The sequence below is a fragment of the Chitinophaga jiangningensis genome, assembly GCF_900142605.1.
GTDB classification, from domain to species: Bacteria; Bacteroidota; Bacteroidia; order Chitinophagales; family Chitinophagaceae; genus Chitinophaga; species Chitinophaga jiangningensis.
Map to the genome: position 1 here is coordinate 200989 of NZ_FRBL01000001.1, position 22156 is coordinate 223144.

Sequence of the window (22156 nt, forward strand, 5' to 3'; positions counted from 1 at the left end):
AACAACTGAACAATGATGAAACAACCACTGCATCGCAGAAGTTTTCTCAAAAACACCGCAGCAGCAGGTATTGGCCTGTCTATGCTGGGTTCTTCTGCAAAGCTTTTTGCAAATGAAAAAAAACCTAAAGTAAGAATTGGTCTGATTGGCGTGGGAGCCCGTGGACTGAGCCATCTGGACCTCGCACTTCGCAGAGAAGACGTGGATTTGGTTGCCTTTGCAGATCCGGATACTGCTTACACGGTGCCAAAAGCAAGGGATATGATCACCAAAGCTTACGGTGCAAAACGTAAAGTGGCTGAATACACCAACGGTCCGGAAGATTTCCGCAACATGCTGAAACGTGATGACATCGACGCTGTGATCATTGCGACCCCATGGGAATGGCATTCCATCATGGCTATTGCAGCTATGAAAGCAGGCAAGATCCCTGCGGTGGAAGTGTGTGGTGCTTCTGACATCCAGGAGTGCTGGGAGCTGGTAAATACCAGCGAAGAAACAGGTATACCTGTATTTGGAATGGAAAACGTGTGCTACCGTCGCGATGTGATGGCAGTGCTGCAAATGGTGCGTGAAGGTCTGTTCGGTGAAATCACTCACCTGCAGGGTGGCTATCAGCACGACTTACGCGCTGTTAAATTCAACAACGGTAAACAATATTATGGTGGTGGTGTGGAGTTTGGCGAAAATGCACTGTCAGAAGCCAAATGGAGAACTAACCACTCTGTACACCGCAATGCGGACCTCTACCCTTCCCATGGTCTGGGTCCTATCTGCAATGCGATCAACATCAACCGCGGTAACCGTTTGCTGTCGCTCACTTCCGTGGCAACAAAATCCCGTGGCCTGCACAAATACATTGTGGATAACAGCAGCGAAAGTCATCCAAACGCGAAGGTGAAATTCAAACTGGGTGATATCGTATCTACCCTGATCACCACTAACAATGGCGAAACAATTATGCTGAGCCACGATACAAACAGCCCGCGTCCTTACTCTCTGAACTTCCGCGTGCAGGGTACCAATGGCCTGTGGATGGATGATCAGAAACAGATTTACATCGAAAAACTGAGCCCTAAGCATGATGTTTGGGAAAGCACCGGCAAGCCGGATGATCCTGCATCTTACTACGGTAAGTACGATCATCCGCTGTGGAAACGCTATGCGAAAGATGCTGCCGGCGCTGGCCACGGTGGTATGGACTGGTTTGTAATGAACTCTTTTGTAGAAAGTATCAAACGCGGTGCGCCATTCGCACTGGATGTATATGATATGGCTACCTGGTACGCCATCACGCCACTCTCTGAGCAGTCTATCCTCGAAGGTGGTGGTGTACAGTACATCCCTGATTTCACCCGCGGCCGCTGGATGAACAGGAAACCGATCTTTGCATTAGACGATCAGTATTAATAGAATTGATATAAAGTACTAACGGGAAACGGCCGGTGGAGTGATCCGCCGGCCGTTTGAATTAGGAGGAGAGAATGGCCCACCTTTGCGCTAGTAAAGCCTGATAAAGCTTTTTATTTTGGTGAGATAAGAATGACTCATTGATGAAGGAAAATGCGGCAGGAATGTATTTTGCAAATGCTGAAAATCGACTCTCTATTTGTCTTTCAGTAAGCCCTAAATTTTGCCCAAACACCATGAAATCTTTTCGTTTAATTCTTCTTTTCTTAGCATTCAGCGTAAGTGCCAGCTCCTCTGTATCTTCAGGATTTACGATAGTTGCGTTCAACAAATCGTACGCAGGTGCTAATTCCCAAAGTGATTTCTCTTTCGACAAAAAGGAAAAATTTTTCAGGTGCATATCATTATTGCCTGTAAGAAAACAAAAAAGAACCAATTGAAAATATTCAGCAAGATTCAGCAGTGGGCTATCTGTATATTCCTTGATTGCCTTTCCGATTTTCTCCATAGATCCTACATATTTATCATAGGCATCCAACACCTGAAACATATCTAGCATGTGCAGTTTCTCCCCTCTTAGTGTTCGATCCATCCTTTTTGTTAAATATCCAAGTTCCCCTGATTGTAATCTCACCAATGTACTATCTGCAGTATCTAATTTAAATATCTCTTTTGCCATTAACATTGTAAGATGTTCATTTTCCGGCATCTGGCTGTAACTAACACTTGGGGGCTTAAAAATATAGTGTCCGCCTAGTACACCTATAATTGTCAGCCTGTTCTCTACCTGATTATTTACTGCTTCTTTTACCACTTCCAACGACAATTTCGGCTGAACACCAGGAACTGTTTCTCCTTTTAGCACTATCTGATTAGCCAAAGCTGTGATATCCTCAATAGAGTAAGGCAAAAGAGGTGGCACCTCTGTACCAAAAAATTTTCGGCTACAGTGACTATGGTAGTCTTTTTCCCCACTTAATAAGGGTTTGTAGCAATAAAGACATTTATTATTCATAATGTTGATCCATTGGAATTACACTTACAGCACCAATACAATCTCTGCAACAGACTAATAACAAACCCATTTTATCATTCCTATTTAGCTTCCAGTTTTTTGAGGCAATATTTAATAACCATCCTTCAGGAATAAGGCCCTCAAAAAATGGGAATAAGCGCCTATCCACAAAAGGCAATATTCTGACAGGCATAGTGAAAGTTAAAAATTCTGTCGGATGATTCTTGACATATTCCGGCGTATATTCAAAAATATAATCGCCATCATCTGTTTCTGTGAGAAACCCAGCCTCAAAAGTTTTATATAGAATTTTTGCTTTTCTCATCATCAATTTTTTTCAGTGTGTTTTATGTCTTTAATGCCTATCGGAGCAAGGATATGACCGAACATATTCAGTACCTGGTTTACTTTATCTAATTGAAGATCTGTTTTTCCCTGTTCTATTTTGCGGATTACAGTAAGCGCCACGCCCGCTAATGATGCAAACTCTATCTGAGTAAGGTTTGCCTTTTTGCGCCTTCTTTTAACGAAATCAGATAAAGACTCCATTTTATATCGATTTACATATAAATATACTAATAAAACAAAAACTATATGCAAATCAGTATAAATTTTACTTAGTCAACGAATTTTATATCCAATTACATATAAATCTATACCTAAAAGCAAAAAACCGCCTGTAAAGGCGGTTTATGTCAGCTTGCATTATTGAACTTATAAAACTGTTACTCCGTTTTCAATGGTGGTAACATAGATTTCAGGATCTTTATTGTACTGCTTATTATACCTTGAACGTACAAACTCAGTATATTCCTCTACTTTATCAGCAGCGACCAGGTTAATGGTACAGCCGCCAAAGCCACCACCCATCACGCGTGCACCGGCTACCTCCTCGCGTTCGCTCGCCAATGACACCAGAAAATCCAGTTCAGGGCAACTCACTTCATAGAGCTTGCTCAACCCCTCATGCGTTTCATACATCAGTTTTCCGAACTCGTTCAGCTTACCTTGCTGCAATAAACCGGTAGCTTCCTGCACGCGGGAAATTTCTTCGATGACATATACACAGCGATCGTAAACTTTTCCAGGTAACTCCTGCTTCACCTCTTCCAGCATTTGCAGGTTCGCATCGCGGAGCGATTTCACCTCCGGGTGATGTTGCTGAATTGCTTTCACACCAGCTTCGCATTGCTGACGGCGTACATTATATTCCGAAGATGCCAGGGAATGATGTACCATAGAATTACACAACACCACCTTGTATCCCGGAAATTCAAATGGGAAGTATTCGTAATTCAGACTGCGGCAATCCAGCCGCATTACCTGATCCTTTTTACCGTGCAGGTTCGCAAACTGGTCCATGATACCACACTTCACACCGGGGAAGGTATGTTCTGCCTTCTGCCCGATCAGCGCCATATCCATCCTGGAAAGTCCGAAGCCAAAGAGTTTATCCAGTGCCGCTACCAGGCCACCTTCTACCGCAGCTGAAGAGGATAAGCCGGCACCTACCGGGATATCACCTGCCAGCACACAATCAAAACCCTCTACTTTCAGTCCGCGTTCCTGCAGCATAGCCACCACTCCCATGATGTAGTTAATCCATCCTGGTGTTGGCACTACCGCATCCAGTGAGAAAGAAGCGGTTTCTCCGGTAAAATCGGCATGTACATTACATTGATTAGTGCCGTTTGGCGCTACAGCATATACAATTTTTTTATCGATGGCAGCGGGTAATACAAACCCGTCATTATAATCGGTATGTTCACCTATAAGATTTATTCGCCCTGGGGATACAACGATCAATGGTTCTTTTCCGAATAGTTTGACGAACTGCTCTTTTGTTTTTTGTATCATTCAGTACCTGTAATTAAACGTAAAATTTACGCCTAAAAATACGCGAAAAAAATAAGGAACAAAGAAATTTTTCATGGGAAAAATCGCTTTGTTCCTTATTCGTGGTTATTTAATATGGCTTATGCCGTTACTAGTTGTTTTTTACCAATTTTATGACCCGCCACTGCATAAAACAGAATATACAGGTAGCATGGCAGCATACAATACAGGAAAGCATGTCTGAAATCGATGTTAGGGCTGTACAGGAAGCTGAACATTGACTCTTTGTTAAACATACCGCTGTAGACCTGTGGCAGCACGGCCCCCCCTACGATACCCATTACGAGCAGCGCAGAACCGGTTTTGGTAAATTTACCCAGGCCATCGATTGCCATCGGGAAAATTGCAGGCCACATCAGCGAGTTGGCCAAACCCAGCAAAGCAATGCAGGTTACGGCAGAGAACCCGGTTTTGGTATAAGCCAGCACCGTAAACACAATACCCAACGCCGCACAAATCAACAGTGATTTCTGCGCACTCAGGTATTTAGGAATGGTAATGATACCTATAATATAACCCGCCAGCATAGCCACCAGCGTGAAAGAGGTGAAGTATTTGGTCTGATCCAGGCTCATACCCATTGACTTACCATAAGAGCCAATCACATCTCCCGCCATTACTTCCACACCCACATAAACGAAGATGCAAAGTACACCAAGCAGCAGGTGAGGAAACTGGAAAATGCTGGTTTTTCCAACGGTGGCCGCAGCAGTAGCCGCATCTTCCTCGTTGGTGTCAATCTCAGGGAGACTGCTCTTCTTCAGCAATACCGCCAGAATCAGCAGTACAATTGCGATGACAGTGTAAGGTCCGATTACGCGGGAAGCAAGATTATCCAGCAAACCGGCTTTCACCACAGGATCAGTGGCTGCAGCAATTTTACCTTTCAACTCCTCCGCACCGCTCAGCAGGATCACCCCCAGGATGATCGGTGCCAGCGCACCTGCTACCTTGTTACAGATCCCCATGATACTGATACGCTTAGCAGCACTCTCCTTTGGCCCAATGATACTGGCATAAGGATTCACCGCCGTTTGCAGCAGGGATAAACCACCACCCTGGATAAACAGGCCGGTCAGGAACATCGGATAACTCCGGGCATTGGCCGCAGGAATAAATACCAGAGAACCAAGAGCAATAATGCCAAGACCAATGGACATCCCATTTTTAAATCCTGTTTTCTCCAATATATAAGAAGATGGAATAGAAAGAAACAGGTAGGCAAGGTAAAAGGCAAACGTCACCAGCAGGGACTGGGAAACATTCAGTTCGCATACAATTTCAAAAAACTGGATCAGTGCCCCGTTTAACCAGGTCACGAAGCCAAATACAAAGAACAGCATGGAGATAATCGCCATTGCCTGTCCATACCCGACTTTTTTAGCAGGTACTTCCATTGTTACTGTTTGGTTCGACATAAGCTGAGTAGATTGTTTTAAGTATTTGCGAACATAAGAAACAGTTTCTATATTTCATAAATATCTTAGCTAAAACGTTTTACCGCCTATAAAAAATACAGGTGTTTATCGGGTTTTTTAGAAAATGATAAAAAATAATTTATACATTTATCGGGCAAAAATTCACTGTAACTTAACACGTTTATGGCTCAGCAACAACGGCAAAACGCGCAAAGTACTCATCCTTCTTTCTTTGTGCTAATTTTAGTGTTCTTTTTTTGGGGCTTTCTAGCGGCATCCAACAGTATATTTATCCCGTTCTGCAAAACTCACTTTAACCTTACCCAGCTTGAATCTCAGCTGATTGATTTTGCTTTCTACAGTGCCTACTTTATTGGGTCCCTGATCCTCTATCTGGCATCGGCAGCAAGAAAGGTAGATATCCTCAACAAGATAGGATATAAAAAGGGTATTATTTACGGTTTATTAATTTCTGTGCTGGGATCGGCCATTATGATCCCTTGTGTCAACAAAGAGAAAATCGTTCCCATTGCGGAAACCGCAGCTGATATCAGCAGTTTCCAGGTAGGTCAGCAACTGCAGACTTCCGACCGCGAAGTAAAAATTCGTCGCGAAAAAGAAGCGGATACTTACACATTATTAGTATCCAAAAATGAAGCAGGCGCCAAATACGCCTCCAGCAACAATCTGCAGGCAGCTGTAGGTGGCAGCTTCACTGAATCTGCTACAGCATATACCAGCACGTTTACAAAAGATAAACTGCAAAATGTATTGTCTGTTTTAGGTACCGACTTCAATCAAACCGTTACCTTCGGCTACTTTGCGCTGATCCTGATGGCCCTCTTTATTGTGGCGCTCGGCTTCTCCCTGCAGCAAACAGCCGCCAATCCATTCGCCATCATACTCGGTGACCCTGCAAAAGGAGCACACCGCTTAAACCTGGCAGGAGGTATCAACTCCTTCGGTACTACCATCGGCCCTATCATCGTGAGCATGCTGCTCTTCGGCGGTGTTTCCGGTGGTGGCGCAGCCGCAGAAACAGATATCAGCAAAATCAACACGCTCTATTTCCTCCTGATCGGACTGTTCCTCGTAGCTGCTGCCATCTTCGCATTTGTGAAAATGCCAGATAACCAGACTGCTGATGAAGCTTTCGAATCTTCTCCTAAAGCCACCCGCGCTATTCTCGGCATCACCGCGATGTTCGTGCTGATCCTCGCAGGGCTGGCCCTCAAAATGGAATTGCCTTTCTTTACCGTTGGTATCGTAGGCATCATCGGCATCCTCCTGGTTGCTCAATCTTCTTCCAGTAAAAATCCGGAAGGCTGGGGCGCCATGCGTTATCCACAGCTCATCCTGGGTATGCTGGCCATCTTCATTTATGTAGGTGTGGAAGTAACCATCGCCAGCAATCTCGGCGGACTCCTCACTCATCCAGGCTTCCTTACGCCTAATGGACTGAAGGAATCTGAACTGGACCCTTATGTATCTCTTTTCTGGGGTTCTATGATGATTGGCCGCTGGACTGGTGCCATCAGCGTATTTAACGTCTCCAAAAATACCCGCAAAATCCTTTGTGTAATTGTTCCTTTTGTGGCTTACGCAATCGTTCTCGGCGCCAATGTGATTAAAGGTAACGATGTATCCGTGCTCTATCCTTACGTGATCTGCATTGCTATCCAGATCGTGGGCTTCTTCATGGGTCAGGATAAACCGGCTAAAACACTGATGATCTTCGGTCTCCTCGGCGTACTCTCCGTATTGATCGGCTTATTCACCACTGGTGCGCTGGCTACTTTTGCATTCCTTAGCGGCGGTTTGTTCTGCTCTGTAATGTGGCCTAACATCTTCGCACTGGCAATTGCCGGTCTGGGTAAATACACCGGTCAGGGCTCTGCATTCCTCGTAATGATGATCCTCGGCGGTTCTCTGGTACCACCTTTACAGGGAGGTCTGGCGGATATTCCTGCAATCGGAATTCACCACTCCTACCTCATCCCGGGATTATGCTTCGCATACCTGGCCTTCTTCGCATTCAAAGTTAAAAACATATTAAAATCTCAAGGAATTGATTATGAGTCAGCAATTAGCGGTGGGCATTGATATTGGGGGAACTAACACAGTTTTTGGCATCGTAGATCGCAGAGGTAATATTTTGAGTGATGGCAAGATGTCAACCAAAAGCCATGATAATGTAGAGGATTTCTTAACGGAACTCCACGGTCACCTCAGCAAACTCATTGAGCAGGCTGGCGGAACTGAAAATATAAGAGGTATAGGTGTTGGCGCTCCAAACGGCAACTTCTACACCGGCAACATCGAATATGCGCCAAATCTTTCCTGGCGTGGTATCGTACCACTGGCAAATCTGCTGGAACAGCGCTTCGGCCTGCCCACTGTACTCACCAACGATGCCAACGCGGCAGCCATCGGTGAAATGACCTATGGCGCTGCCCGCGGCATGAAAGATTTCATCATGATCACGCTCGGCACCGGCGTAGGCAGCGGCATCGTTGCCAATGGCCAGCTGATCTACGGTCACGATGGCTTCGCCGGCGAACTCGGTCACTGCATCGTACAACCTGGCGGCCGCCTTCACCCGGGCACCGGCATGCGCGGCTCCCTGGAATCCTATGCATCCGCCACCGGCGTTTGCAATACAGCCAAGGAGTTCCTTACCAACCGCCCGGAAGTAGAGAGCGTGCTGCGTCAGTACGCACTGGAGGATATCACCTCCAAAATGATCTACGAAGCAGCAATGAAAAATGATGCGCTGGCAAAAGAAGTATACGAATACACCGGTCAAATCCTCGGGGAAGCACTGGCCAACTTCGTGATGTTCTCCAGCCCTGAAGCCATCATCCTCTTCGGTGGACTCACCAAAGCCGGCGATATGCTCATGAAACCTGTACGCATCCACATGGAAAATAATGTGCTGCCGATATTCCAGAATAAGGTTAAATTGCTGTTCTCGGAGTTAAAGGAAAGTGATGCCGCCATACTGGGTGCAAGTGCCCTGGCTTGGGAAATGAAAGATTAAACATCTCATAATGAAAGATAGAAGAAGTTTTCTGAAAACAGCGGCCCTGGGCGCCGCTGTTTTCTCTTTGGACAGCATTGCCTCCGCAGCAGATGCACAGGCAAAAAAAGGTGGAGTAACCGGTAAACCTATCGTTGTTTCTACCTGGGATTTTGGTCGTGCCGCCAACAGCGCCGCATGGGAAATACTGAAAAAAGGTGGTCGCGCCCTCGACGCCGTAGAAGCAGGTGTACGCGTGCCCGAAGCAGATCCTAACAACCATACCGTAGGCTACTCCGGCTATCCCGACAGAGACGGCCGCGTAACCCTCGACGCCTGCATCATGGACGAATTCGGCAACGCCGGCTCGGTATGTGCACTCGAACACGTTACCCACGCCATCTCCGTGGCTCGTAAAGTGATGGAAAAAACGCCACACGTGATGCTCGCCGGTGACGGTGCCCTGCAATTCGCCCTGGCAAACGGTTTCGAGAAAGAAAACCTGCTCACACCGGAAGCTGAAAAAGCATGGCAGGAATGGCTGAAAAAATCCGAATATAAACCGGTGATCAACATCGAAAATAAATCGTACGACAGCAAAGGAGCCACTGCATTCAATCCGCTCATGCTGCCAGGCAACCAATATAACCACGATACCATCGGTATGGTAGCCATGGACGCCAACGGAAACCTCTCCGGCGCCTGCACTACCAGCGGTATGGCATTTAAACTGCATGGCCGCGTAGGCGACTCCCCCATCATCGGAGCGGGACTGTATGTGGACAACGAAATCGGCGCTGCTACCAGCACAGGCGTAGGTGAAGAGGTGATCAAAATCGTAGGTTCCCACCTCGTGGTAGAACTGATGCGACAGGGATATCCGCCTGAAGCTGCCTGCAAAGAAGCAGTAACCCGCATCGTTAAACGCAGCCCTTCCAAAGCAAAAGAAATTCAGGTAGGATTTCTCGCACTCAATAAAAAAGGACAGGTAGGCGCTTACTGCCTGCAGCCAGGCTTTAGCTACGCCGTGCTGTCCAATGAACAGAACAATGTGCTGATCAACGGCAAATCGCATTTTAAATAATTTTTCCGGCGCTTTCACCCGCCGCAGGCGGGTGAAAGCGCCGGAGTTATGGAGGGCCGGAGGCCCTCCATAACTCCGGAAACCAACAAAACACAATCCTTAGCTGCTTACCTGCTCTGCTGCTTCGCGAGAAAAAAAGACAAAATACATACACCATGCTCACCCTTGAAATCTGCGCCGGCTCCGTCACCTCCTGCATCGCAGCCGAAAAAGGCGGCGCCTCCCGTATTGAACTCTGTGACAACCTCCTGGAAGGTGGCACCACCCCCAGCTATGGCACCATCGCCCTGGCACGCGAAAAAGTAAAAATTGATCTCTACCCTATCATCCGCCCACGTGGTGGCGACTTTCTATACTCCGATATCGAATTCGACACCATGAAACAGGATGTGATATTGTGCAAACAACTGGGCTGTAACGGAGTAGTAATCGGCATCCTCACCGCTGACGGTAAAGTGGATAAAACACGCTGTAAAGAGCTGGTGGATCTCGCATGGCCCATGGGCGTTACCTTTCACCGCGCTTTCGATATGACCGATAACCCTTTTGAAGCTTTGGAAGATATCATCTCCATCGGCTGCGAAAGAATTCTCACCTCCGGTTGCCGCAACACCGCCATGGAAGGCGCTGAACTGCTGAAAGAGCTGGTGGAAAGAGCGGACGACAGGATAGCTATCATGGCTGGTTCCGGCGTGCGCAGCACTAATATCGACACCCTGGTGAAAACCACCGGCGTAACGGAGTTTCACACCTCCGCAAAAGCCTATACCGAAAGCAAAATGATATACCGCAACCCTAATGTGAGTATGGGTGGTATCCCGGGCGTACCGGAATACGGCATCTCCGAATCCCAGGAAAGTGAAGTGCGATTAATACGTGAAATAGCTGAAAAAGCATTGGCTACATCCGGCCAATAATCCTATTTTAGCCGCTTGCCAAAACAACAGGCGGAATCTGTCTGCTCTGTAATTGAAACGTGAACAATATGAAAAAACTTATTCTCGCAGCGGCATTGCTGCTCGGCGGTACCTACGCCCACGCACAGGTAAAAGACGTGAAACACGTGATCCTGATAGGAATGGACGGCTTCGGCGCCTATTCCTTCCCTAAAGTCGAAAATCCCGTAATGAAACAAATGATGCAGGACGGCGCCTGGACGCTCGAAGCCAGAAGCGTGCTCCCATCTTCCAGCGCTGTTAACTGGGCATCCATGGTAATGGGTGCCGGCCCTGAACTGCATGGTTATACGGAGTGGGACAGCAAAGTACCCGAGCTCCCATCCCGCGTGCTGGATCAATACGGTATGTTTCCTTCCATCTATACCCTCCTGCGCGAGCAAAAGCCTACAGCTGAAATCGGCGTGATCTACAGCTGGCAGGGTATCGGCTACCTTTTCCCTAAACAAGCCGTTAACCACAGCGTTGCCACCCACGATAACGATTCCCTTGCAACCGCCGAAGCAATTACCTATCTTAAAGCAAAGAAACCGGATTTCCTGTTCATCCACTTCGATGAGCCGGATGGCGTAGGCCATAACATTGGTCACCATACACCTGAATACTATACACAGGTGAAAAAGAATGATGAGCTGCTGGGCAAAATATTCCAGGGGATAAAAGATGCCGGCATGTGGGAAAACTCCATCATCATCCTCACTGCCGACCATGGAGGCATCAAGAAAGGCCATGGTGGCAAATCCATGGATGAAATGCAAATTCCATGGATCATCCAGGGCCCGGGTGTTAAAAAGAATACCCAGGTTAAAAACAGTGTGATGACCTACGATACCGCTGCTACCATAGCATGGATCTTTGGTTTGAAAACACCGCAGGTATGGATTGGTCGTCCCGTTACGGAAGCATTTAAATAAGCCAGCAATGAATAAAGTGATTACAGCAGCCCTGCTACTCCTGATGATCAGCAGCACCGGCTTCTCCCAAAAGAAAATAAAAGTACTCAGCTACAACATTCATCATGGTGCCAACATGAAAAATGTGATTGACCTGCCTGCCATTGCAGCGGTAATCAATGCTGAAATGCCCGACCTGGTAGCATTACAGGAAGTAGACAGCGCTACCGGCCGCAGTGGAAAAATAGATCAGCTGAAAGAGCTGGCCAGGCTTACCGGCATGCATTGTTACTTTGGCCGCTCCATGAAATACGATGGTGGCGGTTACGGTACCGGTATTCTCTCCCGCTATCCGATCAAAGAAGCCACCACTCTGCAAATGCCGGTGGGTGAAGGAAAAGAGCCGAGAGCGTCCGGCATCATAGTGGCACAAATCCCCGGCACCAAAGGGGTACGCTTTGTGAGCACCCACCTGGATGTGGAAGACGAAGACACCTGGCGCATCCAGGAAGCCGAGCTGCTTAACAGTCAGTTCAGCAAAAGTAAAATCCCGGTAATCATAGCCGGAGATTTTAATGCTTTGCCTGACAGTAAGCCTATCGCCACTTTCAAAAAAGTATTTACCGATATTTCTGCTGATTCAGGCCCAAGCTTTCCTTCGGAAGCACCACGGATCAAACTGGATTACATCATGACCGCCAAGGCCCCTGCCAGCTGGAAAGCCACGCAGGTAAAGGTTATCAACGAACCAATGGCCTCTGACCATCGTCCGGTGTATGTAGAAATCAGCTTTTAAACAACTATCACCGTAATATGACATTGAGAAAATTATCGCTCTGGGGCCTGTCTGTGGCCCTCCTCGGCCTGTTCAGCTGCAGCAACGGCAGCAATTCAGGCACCCCGAAAGGGAAGGTGAGCATCATTCCTATGCCGGTTAGTGTGCAGGAAAAAGCCGACTCATTCCTGCTCAATAAACGCACCGTTATTGTGGCCGGCAACGACGCCGATAAACAAACCGCTGCCCTGTTCAACAGCTGGATAAAAGAACTCACCGGCTATGAACTGGAAATAGCTGCACAAGGCAGCGACAACGCCATCATCCTCCATAGCGCCAATGACACAACTAACGCAGAAGGCTATACGCTGGATGTAAATAACAAAACGATCACCATCAATGGCAATACCGGCGCCGGTACGTTTTATGGTATACAGTCCCTCATTCAGCTGCTGCCGGTAGAAAAAGCCAATGCCATGTACGTACCTGGTGTGAACATCCAGGACGCGCCACGCTTCGGCTACCGCGGCCTGCACCTGGACGTTAGTCGCCATTTCTTCCCCGTTGATTTCGTGAAGAAATACATCGACCTGATGGCCATGCATAAGTTCAATACCTTCCACTGGCACCTGACAGACGACCAGGGCTGGAGAATTGAAATCAAACGTTTCCCGCGCCTGCAGGAAGTTGCTTCCAAGCGCAAGGAAACCATGGCAGGCCACTATGGCGAAGGCAGATTTGATGGTAAGCCATACGGCGGTTTTTATACCCAGGAAGAAGTAAAGGAAGTAGTAAAATATGCTGCTGAACGTTTTGTGACGGTTATCCCGGAGATTGAAATGCCAGGCCATGCCTTAGCAGCGCTTGCCGCATACCCTCACCTGGGCTGCACCGGCGGACCATACGAAGTAGGCACCGGATGGGGCGTACTGGACGATGTATTCTGCGCCGGCAACGACAGCGTATTCACCTTCCTGGAGTCAGTGATGGAAGAAGTACTGCCGCTGTTTCCAAGCAGATACATTCACATCGGCGGCGACGAATGTCCGAAGGTACGTTGGGAAAAATGCCCTAAATGCCAGGCACGCATCAAAGCCCTTGGCCTGAAAGATGAACATGCCCTGCAAAGCTACTTCATCCAGCGGATGGAAAAATATCTCAACGCACAAGGCAAACAGATCATCGGATGGGATGAAATCCTGGAGGGTGGCCTGGCACCAAATGCCACAGTGATGAGCTGGAGAGGCATTGAAGGGGGCATCACCGCTGCTAAACAGCACCATGATGTGATCATGACACCTGGCAACTACTGCTATTTCGATAAGTATCAGTCAAAGAGCAAAACAGAACCACTGGCAATCGGCGGATACCTGCCGGTGAGCAAGGTATATGAATACGAACCAGTTCCTACTGAGCTGACAGCGGAAGAAGCTAAATATATTAAGGGTGCACAGGCCAACCTCTGGTCTGAATACATTGCCAGCCCTGAGCATATGGAATACATGGTATACCCGCGCGCTACTGCCCTGGCGGAAGTGCTGTGGTCACCTGCCGGCAAACGTGATTACAACAACTTCGTAGAAAGGTTGAAAGTACATTTAAAACGGCTGGACCAGAAGCATGTGAATTACGCAAAACACGTGTTTGAAATCACCGGTGTGGTGGAAGATAACCAGAAAGGTGGCGTACAGGTGAAGCTGGACGCTAAACTGGATGGTGGTAAAATCACTTATACTACTGACAGCACCGCACCTACACCACAAGGTACTGCCTACACTGAACCGGTACAGGTTCAAAAAACAGGTACTGTTCGGGCCCAGGTATTCCAGGATGGTAAGCCATTTGGTAATGAGTATAGCCAGGCATTCCTTTACCATAAAGGGCTCGGTAAAAAAGTTACCCTGACTGCCCAGCCGGAAAAAAATTATAATCCTGGCACGCCTGCTGCCCTGGTGAATGGCATTGAAGGTGCACCTGAGTATAACGACAGCCAGTGGTTCGGATACAAAACCAGTGCGCTCACTGCCGTGGTGGAACTGGACAGCATTCAGGATATCAGCGAGTTAGGCACTAACACGATCAGCGCTAAATCTGACTGGATTTATCCTCCTAAGTCTGTAGCTTTTTTAGTTTCGGAAGATGGTAAGGCTTATAAAGAAGTATACAAGCAGACCAGCTTTACTGCTGAAGGTATAAACAGGGTGAGAGGAAAAATTACACCGGTTAGGGCTAAATATGTGAAGATGCAGGCGACGCCTAATGGAAATATTCCTGCGGGCGCGGTAGGTGCAGGAAACCCTGCCTGGATGTTTATCGATGAAATTATTATCAATTAGTTCGGGTTTTACCGGTCGCCGAAGGCGACCGGTAAAACCCGAAGTGGCGATGGCCGAAGGCCATCGCCACTTCGGGGACAAAATAAAGAACCGTCTGGCATTACACCAGACGGTTTTTTTTGTTGACTCCTACACCTAATTTATATTATGAAAAAAGCATTCCCGAAAGCATTCAGGTATAATAACGGAATCAGATATAAAAAGGTTCTACGCACCGTGAAGAATTTTCAATTAAATAAGTGCTAAATAAACGTAGATATTAGCGGTATTTTTTTTAATTTTCCGGCTCGTTTTTAAACCGCATCTAATCAAAAACGTTTACAAATGACGATTAATCATCAGGAAATCGAACTGATCGACAGCTTTGAGCAAATTGCTGTGGAAATTCATTCCTCTGCCAAAGAGGGTTCCAAAGCAGTTGCCCAGGAAATCGCCGCGCTGATCCGCGAGCGTCAGGCTGCCAATCAAAAATGTGTATTAGGACTGGCGACAGGCTCCACTCCTAAGTTTCTCTATGCCGAACTTGTACGCCTGCACAAGGAAGAAGGACTGAGCTTCAAAAATGTAATTACGTTTAACCTGGATGAATACTACCCAATAGAGCCGGATGCTCTCCAGAGCTACAACCGCTTTATGAAAGAACACCTGTTCAATCATGTGGATATTCCTGAAGGCAATTACAACGTTCCGGATGGTACGATCCAGAAAGACCAGATCAAAAAATACTGCGAGCAGTATGACAGAAAAATCGAAGAAGCCGGTGGCATTGATATCCAGATCCTGGGTATTGGTAACAACGGGCATATCGGTTTTAACGAGCCTGGTTCCAACATCAACTCACACACCCGTCTGATCACGCTGGACAACAGTACCCGTCTGGCAAATGCATATGAGTTCCCTAACATGAGCCAGGTGCCTCGTTTGGCAATTACCATGGGTATCGGCTCCATCATGAAGGCTAAGCGCGTATTGCTGATGGCCTGGGGTTCTCACAAATCCAAAATCGTTCGCCGTTCTGTAGAAGGGCAAAGCACTGACCAGGTGCCTGCTTCCCTGCTGCAACAGCATGCCAACTGCAAATTCGTAATCGACGAGCAGGCTGCTGCTGACCTCACCCGCTTTAAAGAGCCATGGCTCACCGGCGACTGCGAATGGACGCCTAAACTGATCCGCAAGGCAGTAACCGGCCTCGCCCTCAAACTGGATAAGCCCATCCTCATGCTCACCGATAAAGACTACAACGAAAATGGTTTGAACGACCTCGTAGTACAATACGGTTCCGCATATGAGCTGAATATTAAAGAATTCAACGCTATCCGCGACACCATCACCGGATGGCCTGGCGGAAAACCTGGTCCTCAGCTGCCTAAGCACCCTGAGCGTTCAGAGCCTGCCAAAAAAACTGCCCTGATCTTCTCTCCGCATCCGGACGACGATATCATCTCCATGGGCGGTACCTTCATCCGCCTGCATGAGCAAGGCCACGATGTACACGTTGCTTACCAGACTTCCGGTAACATCGCCGTAACAGACGAATTTGTACTGCGTTTCGTTGACTTCGCCGTAGGTTTCGAAAACATGTTCGATATCGATGGTAGCAAGTCCACTCAAATCCTCGCTGACGCCAGAGCGTTTATCAACAGCAAAAAGCCCAGCCAGAAAGATACGCCGGAGATCCGCTCCATTAAAGGACTGATCCGCCGTTGCGAAGCCAAAGCTACCTGTCGCTACGTAGGCATCGCCGAAGGTAATGAGCATTTCATGAACCTGCCTTTCTATGAAACCGGCCTGGTTGAAAAGAAACCTATGGGTCCTGAAGATGTGAAACTGACGGTAGACCTGCTCCGCAAAATCAAACCTCAGCAGGTATATTGCGCAGGTGACCTCGCCGATCCGCATGGTACCCACAAGGTATGTCTGGATATCATCTTTGCAGCACTGGAAATCGTTAAAAACGACGACTGGGCGAAGGATTGCTGGGTATGGCTGTACAAAGGTGCATGGCAGGAATGGGAAATCCATGAAATCGAAATGGCTGTACCAATGAGCCCTGACCAGGTATACCAGAAACGTCTCGGTATCTTCATTCACCAGAGCCAGAAGGACGTGGTGCCTTTCCAGGGTACTGATAGTCGCGAGTTCTGGGAGCGTGCAGAAGATCGTAACGCTAATACCGCTCAGTTATACGATAAACTCGGATTACAGCAATATGCAGCAATGGAAGCGTTCGTACGCTATCATTTTATGTAATTGCGTGATATACTTATTTTTTTCAGGGGGCTGTCGGTTGACAGTCCCCTTTTTGTTTTTTACGCCCATCCACCGGGCCTTCGGCCCGGCGGATGGGCGTAAAGATTGTGCGCCCGAGGCGGACAATCTTTACGCCAATGACAACCCAATGCAAGGGGGAGTACGGGGCGCAGCCCCGGTACTCCCCCTTGGTCCTTCCTGCCGAAGGCAGGAAGGACCAAGGGGCCAAAAGCTTGCCTGCATAACATTTGCATAACGCCATCTTAACTACCACTGGTATAATTTACCCTTCATATTGCAAATATTCCTTTAAATTACGCCACAAACTATAATGCGCTTCAATGGAAAATGACATCCTCATTGACTTCCGTTTTACTAAAACGAAACCTGGCTTCGGAGATCTGTTTCTGATTACGGGTGAACCACATCCTAAATTCGCCCCCCGTAATAATTCCTTCGAGAAGCTGGCCCCACTGGGCTTTGAGCAACTGGACGACTTTTTCGGCATCCTGAACAGTGAAGAAGCCGGCGACGATGTAATCGTATGGCTCTTCCCCATGCTCAATGGCGAAGAAGTATTTCACAGCAGCGGCTCCTTCGATGCCATCCGCCTCTCATACAACGCACTGCGTAATACCGCCGACAGCCTCGCCATCCTTCAGGCCTGCTATGATGCCATCACCGCCAACCTGGATACCGAAGCCCTCTTCGAAGGCAACGTCATCCGTTCATTCGAGCCCGTTAGTGCCAAAGCAAATGAAATTATCAGCTACTGGCGCAATAACCAGATAGAACCCGGCTCAGAAGCCAGCCTGCTCATCGATGAAGATGATGATGAAGACTGGGACGACGATGAATACATCGATGAAGACTGGGTAGATGAAGATGAAGACGATACCAGCAAGAAATAATAATATTTCGATTATATAGAAAGAGGACGATTTACAGTTGTAAATCGTCCTCTTTCTTTTTGTACCAGCTACTATCTCCCAAAAAAATATTAAATTGTAAGCACCTATACAACTAAACCTGATGCCAACAACTATGACTAAACGTAATTCCAAAGGCGTTGCCGGACTTGTATTAGCCGCTGTAATCGTAGGCGCACTCCTGATTTCCGGTATTCCCGGCTCCCGCAAAGCATCCCACGAAAAACATGCAGTCAGAACAGCCACCGTGGAAGAAGTAAAAGAAGGCTCCCCAGGCATTATTATTCACCTGAAAAACGATCCGAAAATCTATTTCATCAATACCAAACATCACCAGCAGCTCACCGCTGCCCACCTCCAACAGCAACTCACCGGTAAAGAAACCCAGCTGGTAGTGGCAGATAACTGGTCGCCACTCGATCCCTTTTCCAGTATGCAGGAAATTGAAGCCATCGAACTGGATCACCACACGATCTATTCGGCACACTAACCTTTTTTCTTTATCTTAGTCACCTGTATATGTGTGACTTATGAAGAAGATTACCTATTTGTTACTCGCCGTTGTTTTGATTGCCTGCGATCGTAAAGGCAGCAGCAAGTATGATAATGAGGAAGATACCAACACGGCCAAAACGCAGACCAACACCAAAAAAACACCCGCAAAAGCTGCCAAACCTATCGGCGGCGAAAGAATCAATAAATCCGCTACCATCCGGCAACAACCCAACGGGACTGCCCTCGCCAGTCTGCTGGACTACGTACCCGTGCGCTGCGCCTCCATCCGCAAAGGCTGGTACCCCGTAAGCGTTGATTTTGATATTACTGCCGACGAATACCGCAAACCCAGCTTCCGCAAAGGCCGTAAGCTCGTGGTAAACGGCGTACCCGCCGGTAGCCTCCTCCGTGATGTAAAACTGCCCGTTTCTACCAATGGCGACCGTATGTGGGCTACCATCGACGGCTATACGGAACAAAGCAGCATCCGCCAGGGGACCATCATTGAAGTGGCAGCAGTTAATTTCCTGAAGCAACATAAAGACTACAGCGTTGCAGGCCTACAGCCTTTTATCCACAACTTCCAGCTGGACGAAGACAGCGCCATCAAACCCTACGCCCTCTACTACAACTACGAAAGCGGCATCGATGATCCCAGTCCCGGCTACCGCCTCGCATTTATCTGCCAGGGAAAACAGCTCATCGGCATCCTGCATTCCCGCCCACTCACCCTGCAAGGTACTACGCCCAAGCGCCTCCAGCGGGGCTTTGCCGTGAACTTCCTCCCCGGCATCGACGACTACCTGAAAGAAGATTTCTGCAAGAAGTTCAATACCTATATAGTTTCGGTTGATTAAGGTCATAACATTTGGTTATCACCTATTACTTTTAAAGATTTGACTTCAGCCTTGCTGGTGCTGACCTTTGCGGGCATAACCAATAGTACAGCACATGGCACACCAGCACATCAGCAGCAACAAAGTCAGACTTAGCCCGCTACGCAAACCACTGTTTATTACGGCGGCAGCAGCTACCCTGCTACCAGTCGTATCTCCGCCCGTGGCCTTACTCCTGGGCATCGCACTGGCACAAACCACCGGCAACCCTTATGCACAGCTAACGCGGCGTACCACCCAGTGGCTGCTGCAACTTTCCGTTATAGGCCTCGGCTTCGGCATGAACGCCCACCAGGCATTTCAGGCAGGGAGAGCAGGACTGTTCCTCACCATCGCTTCTATTGCTGCCACACTCCTGCTTGGCTACCTGCTCGGAAAAATACTGGGCATCGATAAAAACACCAGCCATCTCGTATCCAGCGGTACCGCCATCTGCGGCGGCAGCGCCATCGCCGCTATTGCGCCCGTGGTGAAAGCGAACGACAAACAACTCTCCGTTTCCCTGGGCATTATATTCCTGCTCAATAGTGTAGCCCTGTTCCTCTTTCCCGTGCTGGGGCACCTCCTGCACCTGAGTCAAACACAGTTTGGCCTTTGGAGTGCGATAGCTATACACGACACCAGTTCCGTAGTGGGTGCTGCCGGCAAATACGGCCCTGAAGCCTTGCAGGTAGCCACCATGGTGAAGCTATCCCGGGCACTATGGATCATCCCCGTATCCCTGCTCACCGGGCTGCTCTTCAGAAATGGTAAGAGCAAAATCAAAATTCCCTGGTTTATCGGGCTGTTTGTAATAGCTATGCTGCTCAATACATTTTTCCCGTTGGGTCATGTCAGTTATACCCTTACCAGCGCCGCCAAAACGGGATTGTCGCTCACCCTTTTCCTGATTGGTAGTAACCTCAGCAGGGAAATTCTTAGCGGCATTGGCTGGAAACCACTGCTGCAAGGCGTCTTACTCTGGGTATTCATCAGCACCACCACCCTCATGGCCATTATCTTCCTGCAGTAAACCACTGCAGGAAATATGACCGCATTTCCTTACATTTGAAATACTGAAGGATTGTCAGGAATTTTTCGGGACGCATCGGCACGAGGTCAACCAATTCGCTATTAGATAACCATTACACTTCTTTCCCCTATGAGCTGGAAGCACGGCGGACGTGCCACAATTTTTATGGCATTGTCACGGGCTATAGAAAGTACAGCCCCCGTACATAAAAGACTCCTATATGATCCCTTCGCTGCAGCATTTTTGTCGCCCCTCTTTCAAAAAGTCATTGCCTGCTGTCACTACGGACCACTCAGGAAAATCACCACTACCATTCTACAGCTACGCTGGCCTGGCGCTTATACCGCCGCAGTTGCACGTACCCGCCTGATAGATGATATGATCCATGATGCAGTCAATAACCAGGGTATCAACCAGGTAATCATCATCAACGCACGATTGGATACCCGCGCTCACCGGCTGAAAACAAGCATCCCCGTGCAGTACGTAGAAGTGGACCTGAAAGAATCCCAGCTGCAAAAACAGGAAATCCTTTTCAACGTGATCCCCGAGCAGGTGACATCGATCGATTACGTGCCAGTGGACATCCACACGCAGCGATTATCTTCCGAAATGATCACACACCTCCAACGGGAATACTATAAAACCCTGTTCCTCTGGGAAGGCGTTACCTCCAGCCTCAAAGCAAAAGAAATTGATGAGTTCTTCGAATACGTAACCCGCTACCCGGCCGGTACCCAGATCATTCTTACCTACCTGCACAAAGCTGCCGTGGAAAACCCGGATAATTTCCGTGGCTTCCGCGCCGTATCCCGCACCCTCGGCCGCAAAGGCGAACATTTCAACTTCGGTGTGTATCCCGATACCTGGGCCAGCATCTTTAACGCGAGAAATATGCAGGTCAACTATGATGGCGGCGCCAGCGACTATCGCCGGCAATACTATAAGGAGGCCGCCAAACACATGAAAGGCTATGAATACTTCAGAGTAGTACGTGCCGCATTAAAATAATACCACAGCTCGGGCCGATTGAATATCTTTGTGTGATGCTTCACTATAAAGCAGGACCCGGTATGCATATTCATTATTTCCAACATGTTTCGTTCGAAGGCTTAGGATGTATAGAGGAATGGTGCCGCACGCAAGGCCATACATTAACCGCTACCAAATGGTTTGAACCCGATGCCAGCGCCGATGCTGCCGCTACAGCCGACTGGCTCATCATCATGGGAGGCCCCATGGGCGTGTACGACCAGGACCAATACCCCTGGCTCACCACAGAAATTAATCTCGTAAAAAAAGCACTGGAACAAAAAAAGAAAGTACTGGGCATATGCCTCGGCTCCCAAATCCTGGCAGCTGCCCTGGGTGCTAACGTGTACGCACATACGCAGAAGGAAATAGGCTGGTATCCGGTTGATTTCACCTTCCAGGAACAGGCCGCTGGCCTGGTAAACGTGCTGCCACAGCATATGGAAGTTTTTCATTATCATGGCGACACATTCGATATCCCCACCGGGGCTACCCGTTTTGCCGCCTCTGCCGCCTGTAACAACCAGGCCTATATCTACGACAATGCTATCGGCCTTCAGTTTCATATCGAACTCACGCCCGCTTCCCTGCTGGCCATGGTCGATCACGGCCAGGATGAAATTGCCGCCGGCGGCCCGTTTGTACAACAACGCAATGAAATCCTTGCTAACACCACTCAACTATCCGTCAACAACAATGCCCTGGTAAACCTGTTAAATTACCTGGCAGCTAAATAAATT

The 22156-nt window shown here is 48.2% G+C and carries 19 protein-coding genes and 1 pseudogene; 15 read left to right on the forward strand and 5 right to left on the reverse strand.

Annotated elements, in window-relative coordinates; all coding sequences use genetic code 11:
- The first annotated feature begins 12 nt into the window (after positions 1-12).
- Complete coding sequence (locus BUB18_RS00770) at positions 13-1410, forward strand: Gfo/Idh/MocA family protein (protein ID WP_083549180.1); 1398 nt, start codon at positions 13-15, stop codon at positions 1408-1410.
- Between the two features lie 61 nt (positions 1411-1471).
- On the opposite strand, the gene BUB18_RS00775 is transcribed toward BUB18_RS00770, so the two are convergent.
- From BUB18_RS00775 to BUB18_RS00795, 5 genes are all read right to left on the reverse strand, one after another.
- A complete protein-coding gene (locus BUB18_RS00775) occupies positions 1472-2425 on the reverse strand; it encodes a HipA domain-containing protein (RefSeq protein ID WP_073077071.1) in 954 nt (317 codons plus the stop codon).
- Positions 2418-2753 carry a HipA N-terminal domain-containing protein gene (locus BUB18_RS00780; RefSeq protein ID WP_218587975.1) on the reverse strand — a complete coding sequence of 112 codons (336 nt, stop codon included), beginning with the start codon at positions 2751-2753 and terminating at the stop codon, positions 2418-2420. Before BUB18_RS00780 ends, BUB18_RS00775 begins: the two co-directional genes overlap by 8 nt.
- Complete coding sequence (locus BUB18_RS00785) at positions 2753-2974, reverse strand: helix-turn-helix domain-containing protein (RefSeq protein ID WP_073077075.1); 222 nt, start codon at positions 2972-2974, stop codon at positions 2753-2755. The genes BUB18_RS00780 and BUB18_RS00785 overlap by 1 nt, the downstream gene beginning before the upstream one ends.
- A 165-nt stretch (positions 2975-3139) precedes the next feature.
- Complete coding sequence (gene galK, locus BUB18_RS00790) at positions 3140-4282, reverse strand: galactokinase (protein WP_073077077.1); 1143 nt, start codon at positions 4280-4282, stop codon at positions 3140-3142.
- Between the two features lie 119 nt (positions 4283-4401).
- Entirely contained in the window at positions 4402-5739 is a 1338-nt protein-coding gene (locus BUB18_RS00795) for a sugar MFS transporter (RefSeq protein WP_073077078.1), read from the reverse strand.
- Between the two features lie 183 nt (positions 5740-5922).
- On the opposite strand from BUB18_RS00795, the gene BUB18_RS29795 reads away from it, so the two are divergent.
- The 14 genes and pseudogenes from BUB18_RS29795 to BUB18_RS00865 all read left to right on the forward strand — a co-directional run bounded on the left by BUB18_RS29795 (position 5923) and on the right by BUB18_RS00865 (position 22153).
- A complete protein-coding gene (locus BUB18_RS29795; protein WP_218587976.1) occupies positions 5923-7842 on the forward strand; it encodes an MFS transporter in 1920 nt (639 codons plus the stop codon).
- A complete protein-coding gene (locus BUB18_RS00805) occupies positions 7814-8779 on the forward strand; it encodes an ROK family protein (protein WP_073077080.1) in 966 nt (321 codons plus the stop codon). The genes BUB18_RS29795 and BUB18_RS00805 overlap by 29 nt, the downstream gene beginning before the upstream one ends.
- A 10-nt stretch (positions 8780-8789) precedes the next feature.
- The gene (locus BUB18_RS00810) at positions 8790-9842 is read left to right on the forward strand and encodes a glycosylasparaginase (RefSeq protein WP_073077082.1); all 1053 of its coding nucleotides are present in this window, start codon (positions 8790-8792) and stop codon (positions 9840-9842) included.
- 155 nt (positions 9843-9997) lie between these two features.
- The gene (locus tag BUB18_RS00815) at positions 9998-10759 is read left to right on the forward strand and encodes a copper homeostasis protein CutC (RefSeq protein WP_073077084.1); all 762 of its coding nucleotides are present in this window, start codon (positions 9998-10000) and stop codon (positions 10757-10759) included.
- Between the two features lie 68 nt (positions 10760-10827).
- Positions 10828-11712, forward strand: a complete 885-nt coding sequence (locus BUB18_RS00820; protein WP_073077086.1) for an alkaline phosphatase family protein — start codon at positions 10828-10830, stop codon at positions 11710-11712.
- Positions 11713-11719: 7 nt separating this feature from the next.
- Complete coding sequence (locus tag BUB18_RS00825; RefSeq protein WP_073077088.1) at positions 11720-12487, forward strand: endonuclease/exonuclease/phosphatase family protein; 768 nt, start codon at positions 11720-11722, stop codon at positions 12485-12487.
- 17 nt (positions 12488-12504) lie between these two features.
- Positions 12505-14802 carry a glycoside hydrolase family 20 protein gene (locus BUB18_RS00830; RefSeq protein WP_073077090.1) on the forward strand — a complete coding sequence of 766 codons (2298 nt, stop codon included), beginning with the start codon at positions 12505-12507 and terminating at the stop codon, positions 14800-14802.
- A 318-nt stretch (positions 14803-15120) separates the two neighbouring features.
- Positions 15121-17052, forward strand: a pseudogene (nagB, locus tag BUB18_RS00835) (glucosamine-6-phosphate deaminase); the annotation flags it as partial.
- Positions 17053-17393: 341 nt separating this feature from the next.
- On the forward strand, positions 17394-17963 hold the full coding sequence (locus tag BUB18_RS00840) for a hypothetical protein (protein WP_073077093.1): 570 nt from the start codon (positions 17394-17396) through the stop codon (positions 17961-17963).
- Positions 17964-18096: 133 nt separating this feature from the next.
- Complete coding sequence (locus BUB18_RS00845) at positions 18097-18471, forward strand: hypothetical protein (RefSeq protein ID WP_073077095.1); 375 nt, start codon at positions 18097-18099, stop codon at positions 18469-18471.
- Positions 18472-18511: 40 nt separating this feature from the next.
- The gene (locus BUB18_RS00850; RefSeq protein ID WP_073077097.1) at positions 18512-19333 is read left to right on the forward strand and encodes a hypothetical protein; all 822 of its coding nucleotides are present in this window, start codon (positions 18512-18514) and stop codon (positions 19331-19333) included.
- A 94-nt stretch (positions 19334-19427) separates the two neighbouring features.
- Complete coding sequence (locus tag BUB18_RS00855; protein ID WP_073077099.1) at positions 19428-20384, forward strand: YeiH family protein; 957 nt, start codon at positions 19428-19430, stop codon at positions 20382-20384.
- A 129-nt stretch (positions 20385-20513) separates the two neighbouring features.
- Complete coding sequence (locus BUB18_RS00860; protein WP_073077100.1) at positions 20514-21395, forward strand: class I SAM-dependent methyltransferase; 882 nt, start codon at positions 20514-20516, stop codon at positions 21393-21395.
- Positions 21396-21457: 62 nt separating this feature from the next.
- Positions 21458-22153 carry a glutamine amidotransferase-related protein gene (locus tag BUB18_RS00865; RefSeq protein WP_073078353.1) on the forward strand — a complete coding sequence of 232 codons (696 nt, stop codon included), beginning with the start codon at positions 21458-21460 and terminating at the stop codon, positions 22151-22153.
- The last annotated feature ends 3 nt before the right edge of the window (positions 22154-22156 follow it).